Here is a 26,314-nt window from a genome sequence, read left to right as displayed (position 1 = left end):
TCAGCGGCAGGCGGCGTGGACACGGTCCGGGGTGAGCGGCAGTTCGCGGAAGCGGATCCCGGTGGCGTGGTGGACGGCGTTGCCGATCGCGGCGGCCGTCCCGACGATCCCGATCTCCCCGATGCCCTTGCTGCCCATCGGGTTGAGGTGGGGGTCCTCCTCGTCGATCCAGTGCGCCTCGATCGCGGGCACGTCCGCGTGGGCGGGCACGTGGTAGCCCGCCAGATCGCTGCCGATGAAGGCGCCGGAGGCCGGATCCACACTGCCGCCCTCGGTGAGCGCCATCCCCAGGCCCATGACCATGCCGCCGATGAACTGGGAGCGGGCGGTGCGCGCGTTGAGGATGCGCCCTGCCGCGTAGACCCCGAGCAGCCTGCGCACCCGTACCTCGCCGGTGTCGGTGTCGACGGCGGCCTCGGCGAAGTGGGCGCCGAACGCGTGCCGCGCGTACGGGGACTCCGCGTCCGCCGTGCCCTCGGTGTCGGCGGACGCCGTCAGCCCGCCGGGCGGCAGCGGGCCGGGGCGGGCCGCCAGCTGCCGGGTCAGGTCCCGGCACGCCTCGTGCACGGCCCAGCCCCAGGACGACGTGCCGGAGGAACCGCCCGCCAGCGGGGCCCTGGGCAGTCCGGTGAGTCCGATCTCGGTACGGACCGAGTCCACGCCGACGCCCAGCGCCTCGGCGGCGACCTGGGCGAGCACGGTACGGGCGCCGGTGCCGATGTCGGTGGCGTTGATCCGTACGACGTACAGCCCGTCGGTGTGGGCGGTCACCGTCGCGCGGCTCGGTGAGATCAGGACCGGATAGGTGGCGGCCGCGACCCCGGTGCCGGTCAGCCACGGCCCCGAACGGCGCACGCCGGGCCGGGGGTCGCGCTCGGCCCAGCCGAAGCGCGCCGCGCCCTCGCGCAGACACTCGACGAGGTGCCGGCTGCTGAAGGGGTGCCCGCTGTCCGGCTCGGCCGGGGGCTCGTTGCACACCCTCAGCTCCACCGGGTCCATCCCGAGGGCGCTCGCCAGTTCGTCGACGGCCGACTCCAGGGCGTACATCCCGGGGGTTTCACCCGGTGCGCGCATCCAGGACGGGGTGGGCACGTCCAGGGCCACCGCCCGGTGGCCGGTGCGGCTGCTCCCGCTGGCGTACATCACCCGGGCGGGCACCGCCGCCTGCTCGACGAACTCCTTGACCCGGGAGGTGTGGGTGGTCACCTCGTGGATCAGCGAGGTGAGGGTGCCGTCCGGCCGGGCGCCGAGCCGCAGGCGGTGCAGGGTCGGGGCGCGGTGACCGACGAGTTCCGTCAACTCCCTCCGGGGAAGGGTGAGTTGGACAGGGCGGCCGGTGTGCCGGGCGGCCAGCGCGGCCAGGACGACATGGGGGCGGGGCGTGCCCTTGGAGCCGAAGCCGCCGCCGACGTGCTCGCTGACGACGCTGACCCGCTCCTCGGGCAGCGAGAAGAGCCGCGCCAGCACCTGGCGCACGGTGTCGGAACCCTGGCTGGAGTCGAACACGGTGAGGGAGTCGTCCTGCCACATCGCGGTGGCGCCGTGCGGCTCCATGGGGTGGTTGTGCAGCGGAGGGACCGCGTACGACACGTCCACCCGCACCGCCGCCTCGGCGAACGCGCCGTCCGGATCGCCCTGTCTGCGCTCCCCCGGGTATCCCCCGTTGACCTCGTCGGGCGCGTAGGCGTCCGGATGGTCCCAGGCCAGGGTGGTGTCGTGCGGCTCGCTCGCGTAACCGACCCGTACGGCCCGGGCGGCCTCGCGCGCCGTCTCCAGGGTCTCGGCGACGGCCAGCGCCACCGGCCAGCCGTGGTGCGGCACCCGGGCGTCCTGGAGCACGGCCAGCGTCGGGTCGTCCCCCTCGGCGAGCCGGGGCGCGGTCTCGGGGGTGAGGACGGCCAGGACGCCGGGCAGCGCGAGGGCGGCCGAGGTGTCGAGTGAGGTGACCTTGCCGCGCGCGACGGTGGCGGGCACCGGCCAGGCGTAAACCCGTCCGGGCGGCGCGTACTCCGTCGCGTACTTGGCGGCGCCGGTCACCTTCGCGCGGCCTTCGCGGCGCTCGACCGGCGCGCCCAGGGGGCTCAGGCTCGATCCCACGGCGGCTCTCCTCTCGGGGTGTTCAGGACCGGGCGATCAGCGAGCCGAGCACCTCACGGGCGAGGTCGCGGGCGAGCGTCACCTTGTACGCGTTGTCCCGCAGCGGGACGGCGGCGGCGAGTTCGGCGTCCACGGCCCGGGCGATCGCGTCGTCGGTGGCCGGGCCACCCAGCAGCGCGGCCTCCGTCCGCCGGGCGCGCCAGGGGCGGTGGGCCACTCCCCCGAAGGCGACCCCGATGTGCCGCACGACCCCCCGCTCCACTGTGACGGCGGCGGCGACGGAGGCGAGCGCGAAGGCGAAGGACGCGCGGTCGCGCGCCTTGCGGTAGCGGGAGACGGTGCCGTGGGGCAGGGCAGGCAGCAGTACGCCCGTGATGAGTTCGCCGGGGCGCATCACGGTCTCCTGGTCGGGGGTGTCCTCGGGCAGCCGGTGGAATTCGGTCAGCTCGACCGTCCGACCCCCACCCGGCCCGGCCATCTCGACCACCGCGTCCAGGGCCGCGAGCGCGACGGCGAGGTCGGAGGGGTGGGTGGCGACGCAGTGCGGGGAGTGGCCGAGCACCGCGTGGTCGCGGTTGACGCCGTCCAGGGCGCCGCAGCCGCTGCCCGGCACCCGTTTGTTGCACGGCTTGCCCAGGTCCTGGAAGTAGGCGCAGCGGGTGCGCTGGAGGAGGTTTCCGGCCGTGGTGGCCACATTGCGCAACTGCCCCGAGGCACCACTGAGCACCGCCTGCGAGAGCACCGGATACCGCTCGCGGACCAGCGGGTGCACGGCCAGATCCGTGTTGCGTACGGTCGCCCCGATCCGCAGGGCCCCGTCGGGCAGCTCCTCCACCCCGTCGAGGGGGAGGCGGGTGATGTCGATGAGCACCTCGGGGCGTTCCACGCCGAGCTTCATCAGGTCGACGAGGTTGGTGCCGCCGCCCAGGTACTTGGCGTCGGGGCGGCCCGCGTGGGCGGCGGCGGCCTCCTCGACGCTCCGGGCGCGTACGTAGTTCAGTGGTTTCACGCCGTCACCTCCCGTTCCGCCAGGTCCCGTACGACGACCTCCTGGACGGCCTCCACGATGTGCGGATACGCCCCGCACCGGCACAGGTTGCCGCTCAGGCGCTCCCGGATCTCGTCGGCGGTCAGCCGCACCGGGCCGTCGCCGGGCGGCCGTTCGGTGTCGGTGACGACCGAGGGCTGGCCGGACCTGGCCTCCTCCAGCATGCCCACGGCCGAGCAGAGCTGGCCCGGGGTGCAGTAGCCGCACTGGAGCGCGTCGCGGTCGAGAAATGCCTGCTGGAGGGGGTGCAGCTCACCGTCGGAGCCCGCCGCGGCGGCCAGCCCCTCCACGGTGACCACCTCGCGGCCCTCCTGGGCCACGGCCAGCAGCAGACAGCTGTTGACCCGCCGGCCGTCGAGGAGCACCGTGCACGCCCCGCACTGCCCCTGGTCGCAGCCCTTCTTCGAGCCGGTCAGGGCGAGGTGCTCGCGCAGCAGGTCCAGCAGCGTGGTGCGGTGGTCGAGTTCGAGGACGTGGACGGTGTCGTTCACGCGCAGGGTCACGCGCGAGTGCGTCGGCGGGAGCAGGGCTCCGCGCTCGGCCGGTCCGGAGCCGGGTTGGGGGTTGGGGTCACGCGGGCCATCGCTTGCTTCCATCCTCACGGCTCCTCGGTCCGACGGGTCGGCGGAGTCTCCACCCTCGTACAGCCGACGCGCTCCGGCATCTCGGGCGCGTCCGGCTGATCCGAACGCCGCCCGTGCGGCGGTACACCGGCCCCGTACCGGCCGGGTGGCGCAAACCCATGCCGGTTCGCGCGGTCCGCGGACGGGTAACCACCTGTCATGCTCACCTTTGGGGTCGAAGAAGAGTATTTGCTGGTGGACCCCGTGACCGGCCGGCCTCTGCCCCATGCGGAAGAGCTACGGGCGCTGACCGGGCCGGATGCGGTCGGGGAGCCGGAGGTGCAGCTGGAGCTGCTCCAGGCTCAGGTGGAGGTGGCGACCCCGGTCTGCCTGACCCTGGCGGAGCTGGGCGGCCATCTGGTGCGGCTGCGGCACCTGGTGGGGAGCGCGGCCGAGCGGCTGGGCTGCCGGGTCGCCGCCGTGGGGGCCGCCCCCGTCAACGGCGCGGGACCCGTCCCCGTCACCCCCCGGCCCCGCTATCTGGCGATGCGGACGAACGCGCGGCAGCTGGTCGACGAACAGCTCATCAACGGGATGCACGTGCATGTGGGCGTCCCCGACCGCGAGGTCGGCGTCGCCGTGCTCAACCGGATCCGGGTCTGGCTGCCCACACTGCTGGCCATGTCGGCCAACTCGCCCCTGTGGCACGGCGGCGACACCGGGTTCGCGAGCTGGCGCACCCTGGTCTTCGGCCGCTGGCCCGTCAGCGGGCCACCGCCGCGCTTCGCCGACCTGGACGACTACGAGAGCCGGGCGGAGGCCCTGATCGCGGCCGGGGCGGCCTGCGACAGCGGGCAGCTCTACTGGCACGCGCGCCTGTCCGAGCGCTACCCCACCATCGAGGTGCGCTGTCTGGACGTGCAGGTGCGGGTGGACGAGGCGGTGATGCTCGCCGGGATCATCCGGGGCCTGGTCGCCACCGCCATCCGCGAGCACAAGGACGGCGACCCGGTTCCGGAGTGCCCGCTCGAACTGCTTCAGGCCGCGACCTGGCGCGCGGCCCGGGAGGGGCTGAACGGCGTCCTCCTCGACCCCGACGGGCAGCGGCGCAGCTGCGGCGAGGTGCTGTGCCGGCTGGCCCGGCACATCGGCCCCGCCCTGGAGGCGGCGGGCGACGGGCTGGAGGTGAACTCGCTGATGCAGCGGCTGCTGCGGCGCGGCACCGGCGCCGACCGGCAGCACCGGGCCTTCGCCGAAGGGGGCATTCCGGCGGTGATGGACCTGGTCACGAGCCAGAGTCTGACGGTCTGAGCCGCCGGACCCGAGCCCCCGGGCCCCCTCGGGGCCCCGTGCTTTTCACCGCAGCCGGCGTGCGTGCGGCTCACGCGCCCACGTAGGCCGCGAGGTACTCGCCGGTCAGGGTGGAGCGGGCGGCCACCAGGTCGGCCGGGGTGCCCTCGAAGACGATCCGCCCGCCGTCGTGACCGGCGCCCGGGCCCAGGTCGACGATCCAGTCGGCGTGCGCCATGACCGCCGGGTGGTGTTCGACGACGATGACGGACTTGCCGGAGTCGACCAGGCGGTCGAGCAGGCCCAGCAACTGCTCGACATCGGCCAGGTGCAGCCCCGTGGTCGGCTCGTCCAGGACGTACACCCCGCCCTTCTCGGCCATATGGGTGGCCAGCTTCAGCCGCTGGCGCTCTCCGCCGGAGAGCGTGGTGAGCGGCTGGCCGAGGGTGAGGTAGCCGAGCCCGACGTCCGAGAGCCGGGTGAGGACCTTGTGCGCCGCCGGGGTGCGCGCCTCGCCGTCGGCGAAGAACGCCTCGGCCTCGTTCACCGGCATCGCCAGCACCTCACTGATGTCGCGCCCGCCCAGGCGGTAGGCGAGGACCGAGGCGTCGAACCGCTTTCCGTCGCACTCCTCGCAGGTGGTGGCGACCCCGGCCATCATGGCCAGGTCGGTGTAGACGACTCCGGCGCCGTTGCACCCCGGGCAGGCGCCCTCGGAGTTGGCGCTGAACAGCGCGGGCTTGACGCCGTTGGCCTTCGCGAACGCCTTGCGGATGGGGTCCAGCAGCCCGGTGTACGTGGCCGGGTTGCTGCGCCGGGAGCCCTTGATGGGTCCCTGGTCGACCGGGACGACGCCCGCCCCGGGCGGGATCGAGCCGTGCACCAGGGAGCTCTTGCCGGAGCCCGCCACACCGGTGACCACACAGAGCACACCCAGCGGCAGGTCGACGTCGACATCGCGCAGGTTGTGCGCCTTCGCGCCACGGATCTCCAGGGTGCCGCTCGGTGTGCGCGGCTTCTCCTTGAGCGAGGCGCGGTCGTCGAGGTGGCGGCCGGTGACGGTGTCGCCCGCCCGCAGCCCCTCGACGGTGCCCTCGAAGCAGACGGTGCCGCCTTCCGTACCGGCGCCCGGCCCGAGGTCGACGACGTGGTCGGCGATCGCGATGGTCTGCGGTTTGTGCTCCACCACCAGCACCGTGTTGCCCTTGTCGCGCAGCCGCAGCAGCAGGTCGTTCATCCGGGCGATGTCGTGGGGGTGCAGACCGGTGGTGGGCTCGTCGAAGACGTAGGTGATGTCGGTGAGCGCGGAGCCGAGGTGGCGGATCATCTTGACGCGCTGCGCCTCGCCGCCGGAGAGCGTGCCCGAGGGCCGCTCGAGCGCCACATAGCCCAGGCCGATCTCCACGAACGAGTCCAGCGTGCGCCGCAGACTCGCGAGCAGCGGCGCCACGGTGGGCTCGTCCAGCCCCCGGACCCATACGGCCAGGTCGCTGATCTGCATCGCGCAGGCGTCGGCGATGCTGATGCCCGCGATCTTCGAGGAGCGGGCCGCCTCGCTCAGCCGGGTGCCCTCGCACTCGGGGCAGGTGGTGAAGGTGACCGCCCGGTCCACGAACTCCCGGATGTGCGGCTGGAGCGCCTCCCGGTCCTTGGAGAGCATCGACTTCTGGATCTTCGGGATCAGCCCCTCGTAGGTGAGGTTGACGCCCTCGACCTTGACCTTGGTCGGCTCCCCGTAGAGGAAGTCGTGCATCTCCTTCTTGGTGAAACGGGCGATCGGCTTGTGGGGGTCGAGGATGCCCGACTCGGCGTAGACCCGTACGGTCCAGAAGCTGTCCGACTTCCATCCGGGGATGGTGAACGCGCCCTCGGCAAGGGATTTGGAGGCGTCGTAGAGCTGGGTGAGGTCGATGTCGGAGACCGAGCCCCGGCCCTCGCAGCGGGTGCACATACCGCCCGTGCGGTTGAAGGTCGCCTTCACGGCCTGGGTCTTCCCGGCACCCCGTTCGACCGTGATCGAGCCGCTGGCCCGGACCGAGGGGACGTTGAAGGAGTAGGCGTTGGGCGGGCCGATGTGCGGGGCGCCGAGCCTGCTGAAGAGGATGCGCAGCATCGCGTTGGCGTCGGTGGCGGTGCCGACGGTGGAGCGGGGGTCGGCGCCGATGCGCTGCTGGTCGACGACGATCGCGGTCGTCAGTCCTTCGAGGACGTCGACCTCGGGGCGGGCCAGCGTGGGCATGAAGCCCTGGATGAAGGCGCTGTACGTCTCGTTGATCAGCCGCTGCGACTCCGCGGCGATCGTGTCGAAGACGAGCGAGCTCTTGCCGGAGCCGGAGACGCCGGTGAACACCGTCAGCCGGCGCTTGGGGATCTCGACGCTGACGTCCTTGAGATTGTTCACGCGCGCGCCGTGCACGCGGAGCAGGTCGTGGCTGTCGCCGCCCCGTGGCCCGGACGAGCCCGTGTCCGTCCTCCTGGCCGTGCCCATCGTGTCTCCCTCTGCCGTCCGGAGCGCCTTCGGCGATCTGCGCCGGGATCGCGCTGGACCGATCTAACCAGTTCCGGCCGACGGCGTCGCCCTCTTCGACGACGGCGGGGGGCCCGACGCCCGGGGTATTCCCCGGTTCGCGCCCCGTGCGCGCCCGACTCCCACCACCACGTACTCCGCGTTCGACTTGGCCGCGCGCACAAGGACCGTTCCAGGGAAATCCGCGTCATTCCCTTCGACGGAGAAATCCTTTGTCTCGCGAGAATCATCCGTCATATCCGCTCACGCGGCGAGGAGTTGCTGAATTCCCGTACGCACACAGCGGGGCCGCCCGGACTCGTGGTCCGGGCGGCCCCGCTGAGGCAGGACTCGGTCTCGCTGGACGGTCCTGAAGCCGGTGTCAGACTACCGGCGGACGACCGCTGTAATAGCCACCGACCTGGTCGTGATACCCGGCGTCGCCGAGATGCTTCTCCCTGTCGAACTCGGGGGCGGCCTTGATCTCGGCCTTCGTGCGGTTCACGTAGACCTTCTTCTCCTCCGCGTCGAGCTGCGTCACCGTTCCGGCGGGCAGCAGCACGTGCTTACCGAAGATCCACACACCGGTGTCGACCACGATGTACGCGGAACCGGCTTCGTCGGAGTGCTTGTCGATCTTGCCGATGCTGCCGTCGGTCGCCTCGACGCTCCATCCCCGCAGGTCCGCGCCGGCGAGGTGGCCGCTGGTGTCCGGGTAGCCCCAGATGTTCTCCGTCATGAAACGTGATTCCTTTCGTTCGTGTCGTTCGTGCGCCGCAAGAGCGTCGCCGTGTACGTCATGTCACCGCGTACGTCCTTCGGTGACGCTCTCTTCGACGGGCCGGGTGCCCAACTTCTCCCGGCCGACACAGGGTGTTCTGGGCGCGCCGGAACCTTCCGCGTGGAAGGGCTGCTACCAGCGATACCAGCGGCCGGATCCGCCCTTGGGACGGGCGACGAAGCCGATGAGCCACAGCACCAGTACGGCGATCGCGACCCACCACAGGATCTTGATGGCGAAGCCGGCGCCGAAAAGGATCAGGGCCAGCAGGAGAACGAGGAGCAACGGGACCATGGAAATCAACCTCCAGCTCTTCGTGTGCCCTCATTGGCGGGGCACACACATTCAGGGAGACGATTTATCGGTGGCCGCTTTTCGGGGGTTCAAACGGTCCTGACCGAAGAGAATGAGAAAGCTTGTGCGGGGTACCCCTCCGCGGGACCCGTGGGCCCGCAGACAGGGCGAGAAGGAAGAAGGCAGGACGAGATCATGCCGCAGACCGTTGTGATCACCGGTGCCAGCGCCGGGGTCGGCCGCGCCACCGCCCGCCGGTTCGCGCGGCGCGGCGCCAACGTCGTCCTCCTCGCACGCGGCAGGGCGGGGCTCGACGCCGCCGCCGCCGAGGTGGAGGAGGCCGGGGGCCGCGCGCTGGTGGTGCCCACCGACGTCGCCCACCACGAGGAGGTGGAGAAGGCGGCCGAGCTGGCCGAGGCCGAGTTCGGCCCGATCGACGTATGGGTGAACGTCGCCTTCACCTCCGTCTTCGCGCCCTTCACCGAGATCGGCCCCGAGGAGTTCCAGCGCGTGACGGACGTGGCCTACCTGGGCTTCGCCAATGGCACCCGCGCCGCCCTGGCCCGGATGGTCCCGCGCGACCGGGGCGCCGTCGTCCAGGTCGGCTCCGCCCTCGGCGAGCGCTCCATCCCGCTCCAGTCGGCCTACTGCGGCGCCAAGCACGCCGTCAACGGCTTCACCTCGTCGGTGCGCACCGAGCTCCTGCACCGGGGCAGCCAGGTGCGCATCACCGTGGTGCAGCTCCCGGCGGTCAACACCCCGCAGTTCTCCTGGGTGCGCTCCCGGCTGCCCGAGCACCCGCGGCCGGTGCCGCCGATCTACCAGCCGGAGGTCGTCGCGGAGACCATCGCGTACGCGGCGGACCACCCGCGCCGCAAGCAGTACTACGTCGGCGCCTCCACGGTCGCCACGCTCTGGGCCAACCGGTTCGCGCCCGCGGTGCTCGACCGCTATCTGGCCCGTACGGGCTACTCGTCGCAGCAGACCGACGCGCTCCCGCCCGTCGGCGGTCCGGGCAACCTGTGGCGGCCCCTCGACGACCGCCCGGGCGACGACCACGGCGCCCACGGCGTCTTCGACGACAGCGCGACCGCCCGCTCGCCCCAGGCGGCCCTGGCGCGCCACCCCGCGCTCACGGCCGGGGCGGGCGTCCTGGTGGCGGGCGCGGCCGTGCTGCGGTGGGCGAGGGCGCGGCGCGGGGGCGGCTGAGGCCCCCACCCCGTACGGTCGGATCAAGGCAGAGCTAGGCGAAAGGCAGCCGGAATGACACGCGCGGCGATCTTCGATGTCGACGGGACGCTCGTCGACACCAACCACCTGCACGTGGTGTGCTGGTGGGAGGCGTTCCGCCAGGCAGGACACCGGGTGGCGACCCATGACATCCACCGGGCCGTCGGACTGCCCTCGGAGGACCTGATCGCCCATCTGCTGGGCGAGGACCGCGACAAGGACCAGGACTCCGAGCTCAGTTCGGCCCACACCACCCTGTACGCCACCTACTTCGAGCGGCTTGCGCCTCTCGCGGGCGCCGCGGACCTCCTGCGGGCGCTGGACCGACGGGGCTGGCGGGTCGTCCTCGCCACCTCGGCGGGCGGCGCCGAACTGGGCGCCCTGCGCAAGGCCATCGACGCCGACGACGTGATCGCCGGAGTGGCCAGCGCGGACGACGTCGACTCCGGGAAACCGGCTCCCGACCCGGTTCACCAGGCACTGGAGCTGGTCGGCGCGGACGCCGCCTCGTCGGTGTTCGTCGGCGACACCGTCTGGGACATGAAGGCCGCGGCCAAGGCCGGGGTGCGCCCGGTGGCGGTGCTGGCGGGCGGTATCCCGCGGCGCGACCTGGAGGAGTCGGGGGCGCAGGCCGTCTACGGCGACCCGGCGGACCTGCTGGCGGCGCTCGACGACAGCCCGGTGGCGGAGCTCGAACGACACGGCTGAGCGGGGAAAGCGGAACGGCGGACGCGGACGGGCCCCTGGGGCTCCGTCCGCGTCCGCCGTCGGTGGTGAGGGCTCCTACCGGCCCCGGAGCGTCAGCTGGAGATCCACTTCCTGGTCGCCCGAGGCCGTCCCGGCGTCCTCCACCTCGAAGGTCCGGTGCAGGACGTCGCGGAGGCGGGCGACCGCGACGGGGCCGCCCTGGACGTCGACGGTCACCTTGTCGCCCAGCTCGGTCGGGCTGACGTCCTCGGGCACCTGGGAGGTGTCGAAGGTCGCGGTCCACACGGTGGGGCGGGCCGGGTCGGGGGTCGTGGGGCCGTGGATCGCGCCTCCGGCGGTGTCCGTCGAGAAGTACCGGCGCAGCGCGCCCAGCACCGTCTCGGCGTCGGCGGCCGAACACGCGCTGAGCACCACCTCTACGCGCTGTTCCGGCGGCGCCTGGGATGCGGCGGTGGGCTTCATGGGAGAACTCCTCCTGCTTCGTTCACTTCGGGTCTGCTTCGGTCACTGTCGGCCCGCGTCGGCCGTCCGAGGCCCTCTTCGGTCATCGCGCGCGGCCTGTGGGCCGATCACGGCGGCCGGCGCCGGCGGGCCGAGGCGCCCGTGCCCGGGCGCCGGAACCCGCCGCTGCCACTCTGCCCGCCTTCCCCGGTCGCCGCCTCTTCAACGGCACCCGGCGCGATCGGGTGCGGCACCCGGTCCGATCGGGTCAGGAGCCTCCGTCCGCGCCGGGCCGGTCCTCCCGGTGCCTGCCGCCCGGCAGCATCTCCTGCACCTTCGCCTTCAGCCCCTGCCGGATCATGCCGACGCGGTCACTGTCGCCCTTGGCGACCGACGCGACGGCGGCCTCGATCTGGTCCAGCGAGGCGTGCGGCGGGATCGGCGGCACGGCGGGGTCGGTGAGGAACTCCACGACGCACGGCCGGTCCGCGGCCAGCGCCCGCCGCCAGGCGCCCTCGACCTCCTCGGGCTTCTCCACCCGTACGCCGTCGAGCCCGATCGAGCGCGCGAAGTCCGCGTACGGCACGTCGGGCAGCTGCTGCGACGGCAGGAACTGCGGGGCGCCGGACATGGCCCGCATCTCCCAGGTGACCTGGTTGAGATCCTGGTTGTTGAGCACGGCGACGACCAGGCGCGGGTCCTCCCACTCCTGCCAGTACTTCGCCACGGTGATCAGCTCCGCCAGCCCGTTCATCTGCATGGCCCCGTCACCGACGATCGCGAGGGCCGGGCGGCGCGGATGGGCGAACTTGGCGCCGATCACGTACGGGACACCGGGCCCCATCGTGGCCAGCGTGCCGGAGAGCGAACCGCGCATCGTGCCGCGCATCCGCAGGTGCCGGGCGTACCAGTTGGCGGCCGAGCCGGAGTCCGCGGCGAGGATGACGTCGTCGGGCAGCAGCGCGTCGAGCGAGTGCACCACGTACTCGGGGTTGATCGGGTCCGCGTCGACCGCCGCGCGCCGCTCCATCACCTCCCACCACCGGGCGGTGTCCTTCTCGATCTTCTTGCGCCACTTGTCGTGCTTCTTGCGCTTGAGCCGGGGCAGCAGCCGCGTCAGCGTCTCGCGGGCGTCACCGACGAGGTTGACCTCGAACGGATAGCGCAGTCCGACCATGAACGGGTCGATGTCGATCTGCACCGCCCGCGCCTTGCCGAACTCGGGCAGGAACTGCGAGTACGGGAAGCTGGATCCCACCACGAGCAGGGTGTCGCAGTCCCGCATGAGCTCGTACGAGGGCCGGGTGCCCAGCAGACCGATGGCGCCGGTGACGTACGGCAGGTCGTCGGGGAGCGCGTCCTTGCCGAGGAGCGCCTTGGCGACGCCGGCGCCGAGCACGTCCGCGAGCTGCTCGATCTCGGCCCGGGCGCCCCGCGCGCCCTGCCCGATCAGCACGGCCACCTTCTCGCCCGCGTTCAGCACCTCGGCGGCCCGGGCGATCTCGTCGTCCACGGGCACGGGTGCGTATCGGGGGGCGCCGAGGCTGGAGGGCACCATCTTGAAGGCGTGGCCGGGCGGTTCGTACTCCAGCTCCTGCACATCCGCCGGGATGATCACCGCGGTCACGGTCCGCCGGGCGGCGGCGGTGCGCATGGCCCGGTCGATGACGTTGGGCAGTTGCTCGGGGACGGTCACCATCTCGCAGTACTCGGACGCCACGTCCTTGTACAGACTCAGCAGGTCGACCTCCTGCTGGTAGGAGCCGCCCATGGCGCTGCGGTTGGTCTGCCCGACGATCGCCACGATCGGCACATGGTCGAGCTTGGCGTCATAGAGGCCGTTGAGCAGGTGGATCGCGCCGGGGCCGGAGGTGGCCGCGCACACCCCCACCTTCCCGGAGAACTTGGCGTAGCCCACCGCCTCGAACGCGGCCATCTCCTCGTGCCGCGCCTGGATGAACCGGGGCTCGTCGTCGGCCCGGCCCCACGCGGCGAGCAGGCCGTTGATGCCGTCGCCCGCGTAGGCGAAGACGTGCTCGACCTCCCACTGCCGCAGCCGCTGAAGCACGTAGTCGGAGACTTTCATCGACATGGGATGACCTTTCGGGGTGGAGAAACGGAAGTCGACCCGTCGGTGGCGTGGGCCGCGCGGCTGCCCGCGTCGGGGCGGACCTCGGCGTCCACCCGGTCGCGCAGCGCCCGCTCCGGCAAGGGGCGTTCTTCGCGCCGTTGACCGTCGCGTGGAGCCGTCCCGCCGGTCGCGCCCATGGCACACCCTCTCCGTCGACACCTCTCGGCACCGGCCCGGCCGCCGTGGGCCCGACCGGGCGCGTTGGCCCGGTACCCCCGCGAGGACGCCTCACACGGGTGCCCGGGCGAGGTTTCCTTTCCCGCTCACCGGTCACCCGGCGTGCACGAGCGCGTCCCCGAGGAGCGGCGATGACCGAGTACGGCTACTTCCTGTCGAGCGAGGAGCACACACCCGCCGAGCTGGTCGAGCAGGCCCGGATGGCCGAGCAGGCGGGATTCACCTCACTGTGGATATCCGACCACTACCACCCCTGGAACGACAGCCAGGGCCAGGCCCCGTTCGTCTGGTCGGTGGTGGGGGCGCTGTCGCAGGCCGTGTCCCTGCCGGTCGGGACCGCGGTGACATGCCCGACCGTGCGGACGCACCCGGCGGTCGTGGCGCAGGCCGCAGCCACCAGCGCCGTACAGCTCGGTGGCCGCTTCCGGCTCGGGGTGGGATCGGGTGAGGCCCTCAACGAGCACATCCTCGGCGACGTCTGGCCTCGGGCCGCGGTGCGCCTGGAGATGCTGGAGGAGGCCATCCAGGTGATGCGCCTGCTGTTCACGGGTGACCAGGTCAGCCATCGGGGCAAGCACTACACCGTGGAGAACGCCCGGCTGTACACCGTCCCGGACGAGCCCGTGCCCATCGACGTGTCCGCCTTCGGCCCGCTGGCCGGGGAGCTGGCGGGCCGCGCCGGGGACGGGCTGGTCGCCATGGCACCGGACACCGCGCTGATCGAGCGCTTCCGGCGCGCCGGAGGCGGCGGCAAGCCGGTGTCCGCCGGGCTGAAGGTGTGCTGGGGCCCCGACCGCGAGGAGGCGGTCCGCGAGGCGCACCGGCTGTGGGCCAACGAGCAGCTGCCGGGCGAGCTGCCGCAGGTACTGCCGACGCCCCGCCACTTCGAGCAGGCGTCGGAGCTGGTGACGCCCGAACGGGTGGCCGCCAATGTGACCTGCGGGAACGACGTGGACCAGCATGTCGCCGCGGTGCGCGAGTACGCCGACGCCGGCTTCGACACCGTGTACGTCAACCAGATCGGCAAGGAGCAACGCGGCTTCTTCGACTTCTACCGCACCGAGGTCCTGCCGCGACTGGCGTAGTACGCCGGGGCCGCCCAGGACCACCCGCACGTTTAGGAGCCACCCATGAACACCGTCACGCTGTCCCAGACCCTCGCCGCCAACACCTCGTCGTCCTGGCTGTTCGTGATCGTGGGCGTCCTCATCGTGGCCGTCCTGCTCGGGGCCTTCTGGTACGGCAGCCGCCGGGCATCGCGACGTCCGGCGCCCCCGCAGGAGCCCCAGCCGCGCTCGGACTCCTGGCAGACCCCGGACGGCGAGGCGCCTCCGGGGCATCCGCAGGGACCGGACGCCCCGGAGCACGACCACCACATCTAGAACATCCAACGGCCCGCGCGGCCGCCGGGGTGCCGGTGTCAGGCGTTCTCCGCCTGGAACATCCAGGCGTGCTTCTCCAGCTCCCCCGTGAGGGAGATGAGCAGGTCCTGGGTGACGGGGTCCGGCTTCTCGGTCGCGGCGATCCGCTCGCGCATGCGCTCGACGACCCTGCCGAGGGCGTCCACCAGCACCTGCACGGCCTCGTTGTCCTTGATCCAGCCCACGGGGACGGTGCTGATCGCGGAGGTCTCCGCGACGGTGGCGACCCGGCCGTCCGGGGCGATGCCGAGTGCGGAGGCGCGCTCGGCCACGATGTCGGAGTGCGTACGCGCCGTGGTGACCACCTCGTCGAGCTGGAGGTGGACCGAGCGGAAGCGGGGGCCCACCACGTTCCAGTGGACCTGCTTGGCAGCCAGCGACAGATCCACCAGATCCACCAGGGCGCCCTGCAGCGCGTTCCCCACGACCTTCAGGTCGGCATCCGGCAGCGAGCTCTTCACGGCAGCCATGGCGTTCTCCATTCCTCAAATACTGGTCCCGGTGTGCGGGAGGTGTGCGGGAGGCGTGTTGTGCCGTCCCATCGCTGCGCCTTCCTTGAAACGCGAGGATCAAACCGGGCGAAGGCCGACGGCCCCCATCGAACGACGCACCGCCTGTCCCACCCGTGCACATCCGCCATGCACGCCCGCCCCCGCCGCCCGGGCCCGGAGCCCGCGGAAATACCCTGGTCCCCATGGAGCTCTCAGGACACATCGCCACCGATCGCCCGCTGCTCGTGCTGGCCGTCAAGGAAGAGGCGCAGTTCCTCGACACGGATCTGCCCGTCCTCCTCACCGGCATCGGCAAGGTGAACGCGGCGAGCGCGCTGGCGACCGTCCTGGCACGCGGCCCGCACCCCTCCCGCATCGTCAACCTGGGCACGGCCGGGGCGCTGCGCCCGGGGTGGACCGGCACCCACGTCATAGGCTCGGTGCTCCAGCACGACCTGGACAGTGACGTACTGGCCGCGCTGACCGGCGAGCTGTACGGCCCGCCTCTCGACGGGTCCGAGCCGGGCGGCCCGACGCTGGCGACCGGCGACACCTTCATCGCGGACGAGCAGACGCGCGCCCGGCTGGCGCTGCGCGCCCATCTCGTCGACATGGAGGGCTACGCACTGGCCTCGGTCGCCCAGCGGGCCGGACTCCCCCTCCAGATGGTCAAGCACGTCAGCGACGAGGCGGGCGCGGGCGCGGCCAGGACGTGGCGCGAGTCGGTGGCGGAGTGCGCCCGGGTCCTCGCCGCCTGGGCGGGGGCGAACATCCCCGAGTACGCCGTCTGACCCGGCCCGGCCGCCTACGCCTGCCCGCCCGGTGCCCGGCCGGTCAGCGGAGGGTTGAGCCGGGCGAAACCCTCCTGGCGCTCGTAGGGGAAGTACGGGTAGGGCGCGGTCCGGGCGCTCGCCGCGTCGAGGCGGGCGACCTGGTCGTCGGTCAGGCTCCAGCCGAGCGCGCCGAGGTTCTGCCGGAGCTGCTCCTCGTTGCGGGCGCCGATGATGACGGAGGAGACGGTGGGGCGGCGCAGCAGCCAGTTGAGGGCGATCTGCGGGATCGTCCTGCCGGTCTCCGCGGCCAGCTCGTCGAGCGTGTCGACCACCCGGTACAGCAGCTCGTCCTCGACGGGCGGGCCGTAGTCCGCGGTGGTGTGGAGCCGGCTCTGCTCCGGCAGCGGCTGCCCGCGGCGGATTCTGCCGGTGAGCCGGCCCCAGCCGAGCGGGCTCCACACCACCGCGCCGACGCCCTGGTCGGCGGCGAGCGGCATCAGCTCCCATTCGTAGTCCCGGCCCACCAGGGAGTAGTAGACCTGGTGGGCCGCGTACCGCGGGTAGCCGTACCGGTCGGCCGTGGCCTGTGACTTCATCAGCTGCCAGCCGGAGAAGTTGGAGACTCCGGTGTAGCGGATCTTTCCGGCCCGTACGAGGTCGTCCAAGGTGGACAGGACCTCCTCGACCGGCGTTCCCGCGTCGAAGGCGTGCAGCTGGAAGAGGTCGATGTGGTCCGTGCCAAGACGGCGCAGCGCGTCCTCGACGCCGCGGATGAGGCGTGAGCGCGAGGTACCGGCGTCGCCCGGCCCCTCGCCCATCGGCAGTCCGGCCTTGGTGGAGATGATCACCTCGTCGCGCCGCCCCTTGATCGCGGCGCCCAGCACCTCCTCGGAGGCACCGGCGGAGTAGACGTCGGCGGTGTCGAACATGGTGACTCCGGCCTCCAGGCAGATGTCCACCAGTCGGCGGGCCTGCTCCGCGTCGGTGTCGCCCCAGGCGCCGAAGAGCTCGCCCCGGCCGCCGAACGTCCCGGCGCCGAAGCTCAGTGCCGGAACCAGCATTCCCGACGCGCCCAGCCTCCTGTACTCCATGACAGATTCCTCTCCGTGCACACCGGCGCGGCCACCGGTCGGCAGCCACTAACGGTTCTGCTGTTCCGTTAGGATGTGCCTTCACCGTAGCAGAGCATGACCAGTTAATGGAACAGGAGTCCCGTTATGACATCCTCAGCAGACGCGGACCCAGGGACCGTCCGACCCGGCGGCCGGACCGCCCGCGTCCGGGCGGCGGTCCTCGGCGCCGCCGGTGACGCGCTGGCCCAGGGCGGCCTCGCCCGTCTGGACCTCGCCGATGTGGCCCGCCGCGCCGCGGTCGGCAAGACCACGGTCTACCGGCGCTGGGGCACTCCGGCCGGTCTCGTCGCGGACCTGCTCGCGGAGATGGCCGAGCAGTCGCTGCCGCGTACGGAGACGGGGACGCTCCTGGGGGATCTGCGCGCCAACGCCAGGCTCGTCCAGCGCACCCTGGCCGACGCCCGCCAAGGGGCCCTCTTCAAGGCGGTGATCGCCGCGGCGACCTGGGACGAGCAGACGGCCGCCGCCCTGCACCGCTTCTACGAGACACGCGTCGAGGAGTGGGCTCCGTGTGTCCAACAGGCCGTCGAACGGGGCGAGTTGGCAGAAGGTACCGACACACGCGAGGTGATCCGCGCCGTCTCGGCCCCCCTCTACTACCGCCTCCTGACCACCGCCGCCCCCCTGGAAGAGGCGGCCGCCGACCGCGCCGCCGAGGCGGCGGCCGCCGCCGCACGCGCGGGGGTGTTCACACCCGCGCGGACCTGAGCCGCACGACCCGGCAGCGGCGGGGCGGCACCGGCTGCGCGATCGCGTTCGCCACAGCGGCCTTTCGAGCCGGATGCCATGGGCGCGGCCGTCACCATCCGCGCCGGGACCGACACCGGCGCCTTCCACGGCACCCGCACGCTCCTGCAACTGCTGCACCAGTCCGCCTCGGTACCCGCCGGGACGGCGGTGGACTGGCCCACCAAGCCCGAGCGCGGGCTCATGATCGACCAGGGGCGGAAGTTCTTCACCGTCGCCTGGATCAGGCAGCACATCAAGGAACTCGCCTACCTCAAACTCAACTACTTCCACTTCCACCTGTCGGACACCTTCGGCTTCCGACTGGAGAGCTCCACCCATCCGCAGATCGTCTCCGCCGACCACTACACCAAGCAGGACATCGCCGCTCTGGTGGCGCTGGGGCAGCGGTACCACGTCACCGTCGTCCCGGAGATCGACACCCCCGGGCACATGAACGCGATCCTGGCGGCCCACCCCGACCTCAGGCTCAAGAACAGCTCCGGAACGGCGAGCGCCGAGTTCATCGACCTCTCCCTGCCCGGCTCGTACACCCTGATCAAGGACCTGGTGGACGAGTACCTGCCGCTCTTCCCCGCCCGCTACTGGCACATCGGCGCGGACGAATACGTCACCGACTACGGCCGCTACCCCCAGCTCCTCACCTACGCCCGCGCCCACTTCGGACCGGGCGCCGCCGCCAAGGACACCTACTACGGATACGTCAACTGGGCCGACGCCCTGGTGCGCGCGGCCGGAAAGACCACCCGGATGTGGAACGACGGCATCAAGTCCGGCGACGGCACCGTCACCCCGAACGCGGACATCGTCGTCGAGTACTGGTACACCTACGGCCTCACGCCCAGCAGCTGGCGGCGGCCGGGCACACCGTGACGAACGAATCCTGGACGCCCACCTACTACGTCCTCGGCGGCGCCAAGCCGGACACCCGGTGGATGTACGAGACGTGGACCCCGGACCTCTTCCAGGGCGGCACCACCCTGAGCGACCCCGGCCGCAACCCCGGCTCGCTGATCCACGTGTGGTGCGACAACCCCGGCGCGGAGACGGAGGACCAGATCGCGGGGGGCGTCATGTACCCGCTGCGCGGCCTCGCCCAGCAGACCTGGGGCTCCCCCAGGCCGGTGGCCTCCTACGCCGCGTTCACCCCGATCGTCGCCGCCGTCGGCCACAACCCCACCTGGCCGGGCCTGCCCCAGCCCGGCAACCTCGCCCGCGACCGCCCCACCACCGCCTGGCGCACGCTGTACTCCACCACGAGCGCCGGCGGCAGTGTCCAGAACCTCACGGGGCTCTCCGGGACCGGACGCCACATCCGGCTGTACGGCACCCAGCGGGGCACCTCGTCGGGTACTCGCTGTACGAGTTCGAGGTGTACGGAGGCTGAGGTGCCGGGTCCGTCAGACCGGTGGTTCCGGGGGGAGCGTCGTGACCCCGGGGGCGGATCCGGGCCAGACGAGCAGGACCGGGCAGGGGGCGTGGTCGAGGACGAAGCGGGAGGCGGGGCCCAGACTTCTCGGCCCGAGCCGGGAGCGGTCGCCGTCGCGGGCGAAGACCAGCAGGTCGGCGCCGTCGGCGGCGGCCACGACCTCCCGCTCCACGCGCCCGGCGCGCTCCTCGCGCCGGCACGGTAGGCCGAACCGCTCGGCGGCGGCGTCCAGGAGGTCGTGCGCGGAGGCGTCCGCGAGGTGTTCCAGACGGGTGCCGGGGTCGCGCTCGCGGTGGCCGCGGCCGAGGAGCCCGGCGAAGGCGCCGTGGGCCACGCCGGGGACGTCGTGTCCGGTGACGTGGAGGAGCACCACGTCGGCGCCGTCGCCCGTGTGGGCGCGAGCGGCGTCGACGCACGCGGGCCAGGAACCCTCGGTGATCCAGACGACGACGGTCATGGTGCATCAGCCTCCGAGCACGTGCAGCGACCCCCACAGTGCCAGTACGGCGAGCGCCAGCGCGAGGGGCACGACGAGAAGGCCGAGCAGGGTGAACTCCCTGAGGTCGACGTCGCTGTCGTGCTCCCGGACGATCCGCCGCCACAGCAGGGTCGCCAGCGACCCGGCGTAGGTGAGGTTGGGCCCGATGTTCACCCCGAGGAGCACCGCGAGCACGGCGCCGGGGCCGGTCGGCGCGGTCAGCGGCAGCAGGACCAGGACGGCGGGCAGGTTGTTGATGACGTTGGCCAGGACCGCGGCCAGCGCCGCGACGCCCAGCAGCGCGAGCAGGCCGGTGCCGCCGGGGACCAGATGGGCCAGGCCCGAGGCGAGGCCGTTGTCGACGACGGCGCGTACCACGACGCCCAGGGCGAGGACGAAGGCGAGGAACGGCAGTGCCGCGGCCGAGACGAGCGCGCCGGGCGTGGTGCGGCGGCGTACCAGCGCACGCGTCGCCAGGACGAGCGCCCCGGCCGCCGCCGCCCAGGCCGGGTCGATCCCGACCGCCGAGGTGAGGACGAACCCGGCCAGGGTGCCCACCACGGTCAGGAGGGCGAACAGCGGCAGTTCGGGCGGCTCGCCCCCGGACGGGACCGGCGCCCCGGCGTCCAGATCGGTGGCGAAGAACCGCCGCAGCACCACGTACTCGACCCCGATGGCCGCCAGCCACGGCAGCGTCATGAGCGCGGCGAACCGGGTGAAGCTCAGTCCGCTGGCGGTGAAGGCGAGCAGATTGGTGAGGTTGGAGACGGGCAGCAGCAGTGACGCCGTGTTCGACAGGTGGGTGCAGGCGTAGACATGGGGCTTGGGACGGACCCCGAGCCGCGCGGCGGTGGCGAAGACCACCGGGGTGAGCAGCACCACGGTGGCGTCCAGGCTGAGCACCGCCGTGATGACCGAGGCGACGGCGAACACCTGCGCGAGGAGTCTGCGCGGTTTCCCGGCGGCGGTCCGGGCCATCCAGGCCCCGCAGGCCTGGAACAGCCCCTCGTCGTCGCAGAGCTGGGCGAGGACCAGCACCGCCGCCAGGAAGCCGACGACGGGACCGAGCCGGGCGGCCTCGGCCTGCGCGTGCCCCCAGGAGATCGCCCCGCAGGCGATGACCACCCCCGCGGCCGGGACCGCCACGACCGCTTCGGGCCAGCCCCACGGCCGTACCACCGCACACACCAGGACCGCCAGCAGCAGCCCGGCCGACACAACCTCCGCACCCCAGGTGTTCAGGGCCAACTCCTCGCAGACAGCTCCGATGATCAGCCTCTATGGAAACAGAAGCCGCGCCGTCACCGCGTCAGCCCACCCCCCGGCAGCGGGCCCGGCCGCAGTCCGCGGCGGCCCGCCGCCAGTTCCGCGGCTCGGTGGCCGCCACGGCCGCCACGGCCGCCACGGCCTCGGTCCCCTCCGCGCCGTGCGGCACGGCACGATCCGGTGAGCAACCGGCCCGGTGAGTATCTGAGTACGGAAGTGAGTACGACCGCTCAGGTCCGCGCGCGGCCGGGGAGGCAGGCTGGGGCCATGACAACGCCGCCCTTCGTCAGCCCGCCGCACCTGCCCCCCGCGTCCCCGCTCCCCCTCCCGCCCGGACGGTCGCGCACCCGGCGTGCCTGGATCATCGGCGCCGCCTGCGCGCTGGTCCTGGCGCTCGCCGCCGGGGCGGCGTGGTGGCTGACGCGGGACGCGGACGACTCGCCGCTGGCCGGGCGGCCGCGCGTCACCGACACCGCGGCCGGACTCTCGTACGCCGTGCCCGAAGGCTGGAAGAGCAACGAGGGCAAGGACCTGATCCAGGCCTTCACCTCCTCGATCACCACCAAGGGCGCCGACGGCCACGGCGGGGCCGCCGTGCTCGCCGGACGGGGCGCTCCCCTCGACGAGTCCGCCCTCCGGGCGCGCACCGAGACCGCGGCCCGGTCCAACGCGGAGTTCTTCTACCCGGACGGCAGGTCCAGCGTGGAGGAGTCCCGGGCCACGAAGGTCAGCGGCCGTCCCGCCCACACGGTGCTGCTGCGCACCCAGGACGAGAACGGCAGGGCGGGACGGCTGCGCCTGACCATCGTCGCGCGCGACCGGGACAGGTCGGCCTTCCTCCTCGGTATCACCGAAGCACCCGAGTCGCCCGAGAGCCGCGAGGTGGACGCGGTGCTGGCCGACGCCGCCGTACGGTAGCGACTCCGTACGGGAGCCACACCGTACGGCAGCGACTCCGCCCGCCGCCGGACCCGGCGGCTGTGACAGGCTGCCCCGGAGGAGCACCGGGACCGCCAGGAGGCGCGACACCATGAACACAGCCGAACCGCTCGACCACCGCGCGGCCGTCGCCGCGGAGACCACCCGGTTCGCGGGCCTGCTCCAGGGCGCCGACCTGTCGCTCGCCGTGCCCACCTGCCCGGGCTGGACCCTGGCCGACCTCGTGAAGCACACCGGGGGCGCGCAGCGCATGTTCACCGCGCTGGTGCGCGCCCTCGTCCAGGAGCGGCCCGCGAGCCGCCCCGAAGAGCTGCGGCCGCCGAAGCGGGAGGACGGCTGGGCCGACTGGCTGACCGCGGGCGCGGGCGAGGCGGAGCGGGTGTTCGCCAGCACCGACCCGGGCGCGCCGATGTGGGTCTGGGGCGCGGACGGCCACGCCCGCTTCTGGGTGCGCCGGATGCTCTTCGAAACGCTGGTGCACCGCGTAGACGCGGAACGGACCCTCGGGCTGACTTCGGAGATCGACCCGGCGCTCGCCCGGGACGGCGTCGACGAGTTCCTGGTCAACCTCCCCTTCGCCGCGTTCTTCGCGCCCGGGGTCGCCGAGTTGCGCTCGCCGGGGGCCGTCCAGCACATCCGGTTCACCAGTACGGACACGGGCGACGACTGGCTCGTCCGGCTGCGGCCCGACGGCTTCGGTGTCGTGGACGCCCCGGACGCTCCGAGCCAGGACGGCGCGTCCGCCGACGCCACCGTCCGGGCCCGCGCCGCCGACCTGCTGCTCCTCGTCTACGGCCGTCTCGACCGCTCGGCCGGATCGGTGCGGACCGGTGGGAACGAGGAACTGCTCCGGCGCTGGTTCACCAACTCGGCCTTCTGATCCGGGGTCCGGCCCCGGAGCGGACCCCAGGCGGGGAAGAGATCGGCCGGGCACGGAGATTCGGCCAGGCGCGGGGAAAGGATCGGCCGGGACTTCTCCGGTGAGGGGGCCCTCCGCGCTTCCCCCATGAGGCGGCTTCCGGCCCTTCTCCGCTCAGACGGCTTCCGGCCCTTCTCCGGTGCGGCGGCCTTCCCGTGACGCGGCGCACACCGCACGGCGTTTGGCGCCGCCCACCCCGGGCACGCGGGAACCCTGTCCGCCCGCACCCAGCCCACGGGAGCCGAACGTGACCACCCCTACGCCGGACCGCCCCCGCATCCTCATCGTCGGGGCCGGGTTCGCCGGGTACCAGGCCGCTCGCACCCTCTCCCGCCGCATGCGCGGCCGTGCCCGGATCACCCTGCTCAACCCCACGGACTACTTCCTCTACCTCCCGCTGCTCCCCCAGGTCTCCGCCGGGATCCTGGAGCCGCGCCGCGTCACCGTCTCGCTCAGCGGCACCCTGCCGGGCGTACGGCTCGTCCTCGGCGAGGCCGGGCGTGTCGACCTGGACGCCTCGACCGTGCACTACACCGGGCCCGAGGGCGAGCCGGGCGAGCTGGAGTACGACCGGCTGGTGCTCGCCGTCGGCAGTGTCAACAAGCTGCTGCCGGTGCCCGGCGTCACCGAGCACGCGCACGGCTTCCGCGGGATGCCGGAGGCGCTCTACCTGCGCGACCACATCACCCGGCAGATGGAGTTGGCCGCGCAGGGCACCGACACCCCGCAGGAGCAGGGCGCGCGGCGTACCTTCGTCGTGGTCGGCGGGGGCTACACCGGCACCGAGGTGGCCGCGCAGGGGAAGCTGTTCACCGACGCGCTCGACCGGCGCCTGCCGGCCCGCTGGGTCCTGCTCGACATCGCCGACCGGCTGCTGCCCGAACTCGACCGCAGGATGTCCACCACCGCGGAGCGGGTGCTGCACCGCCGGGGTGTCGACGTCCGCACCGGGACCTCCGTCAAGGAGGCGACCGAGGACGGGGTGCTGCTGGACGACGGGGAGTTCATCCCGACCCGCACCCTGATCTGGTGCGTGGGCGTGCGGCCCGATCCGCTGGTCTCCGAGCTCGGACTGTCCGTGGAGCGCGGACGGCTGCTCGTGGAGCCGCAGCTGAGCGTACCGGGCCGGCCCGAGGTGTTCGCCTGCGGGGACGCGGCGGCCGTGCCCGATCTGACCCGGCCGGGCGAGTTCACCCCGATGACCGCGCAGCACGCCGCCCGGCAGGGCAAGAGGGCCGCACTCAACGTGGCCGCCTCGCTGGGACACGGCGAGCAACAGCCGTACAAGCACAACGACTTGGGGTTCGTGGTGGACCTCGGCGGGGTGCAGGCCGCGGCCAACCCGCTCGGCGTGCCGCTGTCGGGCCCGCTCGCCGGTGCCGTCACCCGCGGCTACCACCTCGCCGCCATGCCCGGCAACCGGGTGCGCGTCGCGGCCGACTGGCTGCTGGACGCCGTACTCCCCCGCCAGGGCGTCCAGCTGGGCCTCGTGCGGTCCTGGTCGGTCCCGCTGGACACGGAGACGCCGGAGCTGGCCCGTGTCCCGGGCGGCCCCGCACCCACGACCCGAAAGGACTGACCATGAAGAGCGACCGCAGGGCAGACCGGGACCGACTCGCCGAGCTGGGACAGCAGTTGCGGGTCGACGCGGTCCGCGCCGCCGACGCCGCCGGCTCCGGCCACCCCACCTCCTCGATGTCCGCGGCCGATCTGGCGGCCGTGCTCCTGTCGGGTCATCTGCGCTACGACTTCGACAAGCCCGAGCATCCCGCCAACGACCGGCTGATCCTCTCCAAGGGCCACGCCTCCCCGCTGCTGTACGCGATGTACCGCGCGGTCGGCGTCGTGGACGACGAGGAGCTGCTGACCTTCCGCAAGCTGGGCAGCCGGCTGGAAGGGCATCCCACGCCGCGCCTGCCGTGGGTGGACGTGGCCACCGGCTCACTCGGCCAAGGCCTGCCGGTCGGCGTCGGGATGGCGCTGGCGGGCAAGCACCTCGACCGCCTCCCATATCGCGTCTGGGTGCTGTGCGGCGACAGCGAGCTGGCGGAGGGGGCGGTGTGGGAGGCGGCCGAGCACGCCGGGGACCAGCACCTGGACAATCTGACGCTGGTCGTCGACGTCAACCGGCTGGGCCAGCGCGGCCCGACCCGCCACCAGCGCGATCTCGCCGCGTACGCGCGCAGGTTCCGCGCCTTCGACTGGCACACCATCGAGGTGGACGGCCACGACGTGGAGGCGGTCGACGCGGCGTACCGGGAGGCGGCGCAGACGTCGCGCAGGCCCACCGCGATCCTCGCGGGCACCGTGAAGGGCAAGGGCGTCGCCTCCGTCGAGGACCGCGAGGGTCTGCACGGCAAGCCGCTGCCGGACGCCGTGGCGGCCGTCGAGGAGCTGGGCGGCCCCCGCTTCATCCGCGTGGACGTCCAGGCCCCGCCCTCCGCCCGCGCGCCCCGGCCCTCCTCCGGCCGGCTGGAGCTGCCCCGCTACGAGGTGGGCGAGAAGGTCGCCACCCGCACGGCGTACGGGCAGGCGCTCACCGCGCTGGGCACGGCCCGCGGCGACGTGGTGGTGCTCGACGGCGAGGTGGGCGACTCGACCAAGGCGGAGCTCTTCGCCAAGGAGCACCCGGAGCGGTACTTCGAGTGCTACATCGCGGAGCAGCAGATGCTGGCGGCGGCCGTGGGCATGGCGAGGCGTGGCTGGCGGCCGTACGCGTGCACCTTCGCCGCGTTCCTGACGCGCGGCCACGACTTCCTGCGGATGGCCGCGATCAGCCGGGCCTCGCTGACCGTGGCGGGCTCGCACGCCGGGGTCGCCATCGGCCAGGACGGGCCCTCGCAGATGGGCCTGGAGGACCTGGCGATGTTCCGTGCGGTGCACGGCAGTACGGTGCTCTACCCGTGCGACGCCAACCAGACGGCGAAGCTGGTGGCGGCGACGGCGGACGGCGAGGGCATCCGCTATCTGCGCACCACCCGGGGCGACAGCCCGGTCATCTACGGGCCCGACGAGGAGTTCCCGGTCGGCGGCGCCAAGGTGCTGCGTGCCTCCCCGCACGACAAGGTGACCCTGGTCGCGGCGGGCGCCACCGTCCACGAGGCGCTGGAGGCCGCGGACGCGCTGGAGGCGGGCGGTATCCCGGTACGGGTGATCGACCTGTACTCGGTCAAGCCGGTCGACGAGCAGGTGCTCCAGGAGGCGGCCGCCCTGACGGGGTGTCTGGTCACCGTCGAGGACCACCACTCCCAGGGCGGCATCGGCGACGCGGTCGCGGAGTGCTTCGCCGACGGCCGCCCCATGCCCCGGCTCGTCCGGCTCGCCGTCGAGAACATGCCGGGCTCCGCCACCCCCGAGGAGCAGCTGGCCGAGGCCGGCATCGACGCGGCCTCCGTCACCGCGACGGTCCGCGTGCTGTACGAACGCGTCGTCACGAGCTGATCGGCGGGTTT

At 72.8% G+C, this 26,314-nt stretch carries 26 protein-coding genes; 13 read left to right on the top strand and 13 right to left on the bottom strand.

The window, feature by feature from the left end:
- From ACZ4MU_RS21330 to ACZ4MU_RS21320, 3 genes are read right to left on the bottom strand one after another with little or no spacing between them, the layout of a single operon-like run.
- Positions 1–2,097, bottom strand: a complete 2,097-nt coding sequence (locus ACZ4MU_RS21330) for a xanthine dehydrogenase family protein molybdopterin-binding subunit (protein WP_467878824.1) — start codon at positions 2,095–2,097, stop codon at positions 1–3.
- A gap of 22 nt (positions 2,098–2,119) precedes the next feature.
- Positions 2,120–3,106, bottom strand: a complete 987-nt coding sequence (locus ACZ4MU_RS21325; protein ID WP_467878821.1) for an FAD binding domain-containing protein — start codon at positions 3,104–3,106, stop codon at positions 2,120–2,122.
- Positions 3,103–3,741 carry a 2Fe-2S iron-sulfur cluster-binding protein gene (locus tag ACZ4MU_RS21320; protein WP_467878819.1) on the bottom strand — a complete coding sequence of 213 codons (639 nt, stop codon included), beginning with the start codon at positions 3,739–3,741 and terminating at the stop codon, positions 3,103–3,105. Before ACZ4MU_RS21320 ends, ACZ4MU_RS21325 begins: the two co-directional genes overlap by 4 nt.
- Positions 3,742–3,927: 186 nt before the next feature.
- Between ACZ4MU_RS21320 and ACZ4MU_RS21315 the strand changes: the two genes are divergently transcribed.
- Positions 3,928–5,019 (top strand): carboxylate-amine ligase, encoded by a 1,092-nt coding sequence (locus ACZ4MU_RS21315; RefSeq protein WP_467878817.1) that lies wholly within the window; start codon positions 3,928–3,930, stop codon positions 5,017–5,019.
- 70 nt (positions 5,020–5,089) lie between these two features.
- Here the strand turns inward: ACZ4MU_RS21315 and ACZ4MU_RS21310 are convergent, their stop codons facing one another.
- From ACZ4MU_RS21310 to ACZ4MU_RS21300, 3 genes are all read right to left on the bottom strand, one after another.
- Positions 5,090–7,486: an ATP-binding cassette domain-containing protein gene (locus ACZ4MU_RS21310; RefSeq protein ID WP_467878814.1), complete on the bottom strand. Its 2,397-nt coding sequence runs from the start codon at positions 7,484–7,486 to the stop codon at positions 5,090–5,092.
- A 400-nt stretch (positions 7,487–7,886) separates the two neighbouring features.
- Positions 7,887–8,243: a PRC-barrel domain-containing protein gene (locus ACZ4MU_RS21305; RefSeq protein ID WP_467878811.1), complete on the bottom strand. Its 357-nt coding sequence runs from the start codon at positions 8,241–8,243 to the stop codon at positions 7,887–7,889.
- Positions 8,244–8,417: 174 nt separating this feature from the next.
- On the bottom strand, positions 8,418–8,579 hold the full coding sequence (locus tag ACZ4MU_RS21300) for a hydrophobic protein (RefSeq protein WP_406552196.1): 162 nt from the start codon (positions 8,577–8,579) through the stop codon (positions 8,418–8,420).
- A gap of 195 nt (positions 8,580–8,774) precedes the next feature.
- On the opposite strand from ACZ4MU_RS21300, the gene ACZ4MU_RS21295 reads away from it, so the two are divergent.
- Both ACZ4MU_RS21295 and ACZ4MU_RS21290 read left to right on the top strand, forming a co-directional pair.
- A complete protein-coding gene (locus tag ACZ4MU_RS21295) occupies positions 8,775–9,788 on the top strand; it encodes an SDR family oxidoreductase (RefSeq protein WP_467878808.1) in 1,014 nt (337 codons plus the stop codon).
- 54 nt (positions 9,789–9,842) lie between these two features.
- Positions 9,843–10,517 (top strand): HAD family hydrolase, encoded by a 675-nt coding sequence (locus ACZ4MU_RS21290; protein WP_467878805.1) that lies wholly within the window; start codon positions 9,843–9,845, stop codon positions 10,515–10,517.
- A gap of 75 nt (positions 10,518–10,592) precedes the next feature.
- Here ACZ4MU_RS21290 and ACZ4MU_RS21285 read toward each other — a convergent pair whose 3' ends face one another.
- Positions 10,593–10,979, bottom strand: coding sequence for a hypothetical protein (locus ACZ4MU_RS21285; protein WP_467878802.1), 387 nt, complete (start codon positions 10,977–10,979; stop codon positions 10,593–10,595).
- 247 nt (positions 10,980–11,226) lie between these two features.
- Entirely contained in the window at positions 11,227–13,050 is a 1,824-nt protein-coding gene (locus ACZ4MU_RS21280; RefSeq protein WP_467878799.1) for a thiamine pyrophosphate-requiring protein, read from the bottom strand.
- Between the two features lie 347 nt (positions 13,051–13,397).
- On the opposite strand from ACZ4MU_RS21280, the gene ACZ4MU_RS21275 reads away from it, so the two are divergent.
- Positions 13,398–14,351: an LLM class F420-dependent oxidoreductase gene (locus ACZ4MU_RS21275; protein WP_467878797.1), complete on the top strand. Its 954-nt coding sequence runs from the start codon at positions 13,398–13,400 to the stop codon at positions 14,349–14,351.
- Positions 14,352–14,396: 45 nt separating this feature from the next.
- A complete protein-coding gene (locus ACZ4MU_RS21270; protein WP_467878794.1) occupies positions 14,397–14,648 on the top strand; it encodes a DUF6479 family protein in 252 nt (83 codons plus the stop codon).
- Between the two features lie 38 nt (positions 14,649–14,686).
- Here ACZ4MU_RS21270 and ACZ4MU_RS21265 read toward each other — a convergent pair whose 3' ends face one another.
- A complete protein-coding gene (locus tag ACZ4MU_RS21265; RefSeq protein ID WP_467878792.1) occupies positions 14,687–15,157 on the bottom strand; it encodes a Dps family protein in 471 nt (156 codons plus the stop codon).
- A gap of 224 nt (positions 15,158–15,381) precedes the next feature.
- On the opposite strand from ACZ4MU_RS21265, the gene ACZ4MU_RS21260 reads away from it, so the two are divergent.
- On the top strand, positions 15,382–15,969 hold the full coding sequence (locus tag ACZ4MU_RS21260) for a nucleosidase (RefSeq protein WP_467878790.1): 588 nt from the start codon (positions 15,382–15,384) through the stop codon (positions 15,967–15,969).
- Between the two features lie 14 nt (positions 15,970–15,983).
- Here ACZ4MU_RS21260 and ACZ4MU_RS21255 read toward each other — a convergent pair whose 3' ends face one another.
- Entirely contained in the window at positions 15,984–17,042 is a 1,059-nt protein-coding gene (locus ACZ4MU_RS21255; protein ID WP_467878788.1) for an aldo/keto reductase, read from the bottom strand.
- Positions 17,043–17,168: 126 nt separating this feature from the next.
- On the opposite strand from ACZ4MU_RS21255, the gene ACZ4MU_RS21250 reads away from it, so the two are divergent.
- Both ACZ4MU_RS21250 and ACZ4MU_RS21245 read left to right on the top strand, forming a co-directional pair.
- Positions 17,169–17,792: a TetR/AcrR family transcriptional regulator gene (locus ACZ4MU_RS21250; RefSeq protein ID WP_467878785.1), complete on the top strand. Its 624-nt coding sequence runs from the start codon at positions 17,169–17,171 to the stop codon at positions 17,790–17,792.
- Between the two features lie 78 nt (positions 17,793–17,870).
- Complete coding sequence (locus tag ACZ4MU_RS21245) at positions 17,871–18,704, top strand: family 20 glycosylhydrolase (protein WP_467878783.1); 834 nt, start codon at positions 17,871–17,873, stop codon at positions 18,702–18,704.
- A gap of 259 nt (positions 18,705–18,963) precedes the next feature.
- On the opposite strand, the gene ACZ4MU_RS21240 is transcribed toward ACZ4MU_RS21245, so the two are convergent.
- The 3 genes from ACZ4MU_RS21240 to ACZ4MU_RS21230 all read right to left on the bottom strand — a co-directional run bounded on the left by ACZ4MU_RS21240 (position 18,964) and on the right by ACZ4MU_RS21230 (position 20,980).
- The gene (locus ACZ4MU_RS21240; RefSeq protein WP_467878780.1) at positions 18,964–19,119 is read right to left on the bottom strand and encodes a hypothetical protein; all 156 of its coding nucleotides are present in this window, start codon (positions 19,117–19,119) and stop codon (positions 18,964–18,966) included.
- Between the two features lie 112 nt (positions 19,120–19,231).
- On the bottom strand, positions 19,232–19,717 hold the full coding sequence (locus ACZ4MU_RS21235; protein WP_467878777.1) for a universal stress protein: 486 nt from the start codon (positions 19,715–19,717) through the stop codon (positions 19,232–19,234).
- Positions 19,718–19,723: 6 nt separating this feature from the next.
- Positions 19,724–20,980, bottom strand: coding sequence for an SLC13 family permease (locus tag ACZ4MU_RS21230; protein WP_467879334.1), 1,257 nt, complete (start codon positions 20,978–20,980; stop codon positions 19,724–19,726).
- 38 nt (positions 20,981–21,018) lie between these two features.
- Between ACZ4MU_RS21230 and ACZ4MU_RS21225 the strand changes: the two genes are divergently transcribed.
- The 5 genes from ACZ4MU_RS21225 (at position 21,019) to ACZ4MU_RS21205 (ending at position 26,303) form a co-directional block, all read left to right on the top strand.
- Positions 21,019–21,204 (top strand): hypothetical protein, encoded by a 186-nt coding sequence (locus ACZ4MU_RS21225; RefSeq protein ID WP_467878774.1) that lies wholly within the window; start codon positions 21,019–21,021, stop codon positions 21,202–21,204.
- A 67-nt stretch (positions 21,205–21,271) separates the two neighbouring features.
- Positions 21,272–21,922 carry a hypothetical protein gene (locus tag ACZ4MU_RS21220; RefSeq protein ID WP_467878771.1) on the top strand — a complete coding sequence of 217 codons (651 nt, stop codon included), beginning with the start codon at positions 21,272–21,274 and terminating at the stop codon, positions 21,920–21,922.
- Between the two features lie 112 nt (positions 21,923–22,034).
- Positions 22,035–22,823, top strand: coding sequence for a maleylpyruvate isomerase family mycothiol-dependent enzyme (locus ACZ4MU_RS21215; RefSeq protein WP_467878768.1), 789 nt, complete (start codon positions 22,035–22,037; stop codon positions 22,821–22,823).
- Positions 22,824–23,109: 286 nt separating this feature from the next.
- Positions 23,110–24,441, top strand: a complete 1,332-nt coding sequence (locus tag ACZ4MU_RS21210) for an NAD(P)/FAD-dependent oxidoreductase (RefSeq protein ID WP_467878765.1) — start codon at positions 23,110–23,112, stop codon at positions 24,439–24,441.
- A 2-nt stretch (positions 24,442–24,443) separates the two neighbouring features.
- Entirely contained in the window at positions 24,444–26,303 is a 1,860-nt protein-coding gene (locus tag ACZ4MU_RS21205; RefSeq protein ID WP_467878762.1) for a transketolase, read from the top strand.
- The last annotated feature ends 11 nt before the right edge of the window (positions 26,304–26,314 follow it).

The sequence above is a fragment of the Streptomyces sp. NPDC026377 genome (genome assembly GCF_055567715.1).
The sequence above is the reverse complement of the archived record's forward strand: the minus strand, read 5'-3'. Positions and strand labels throughout refer to the sequence as shown.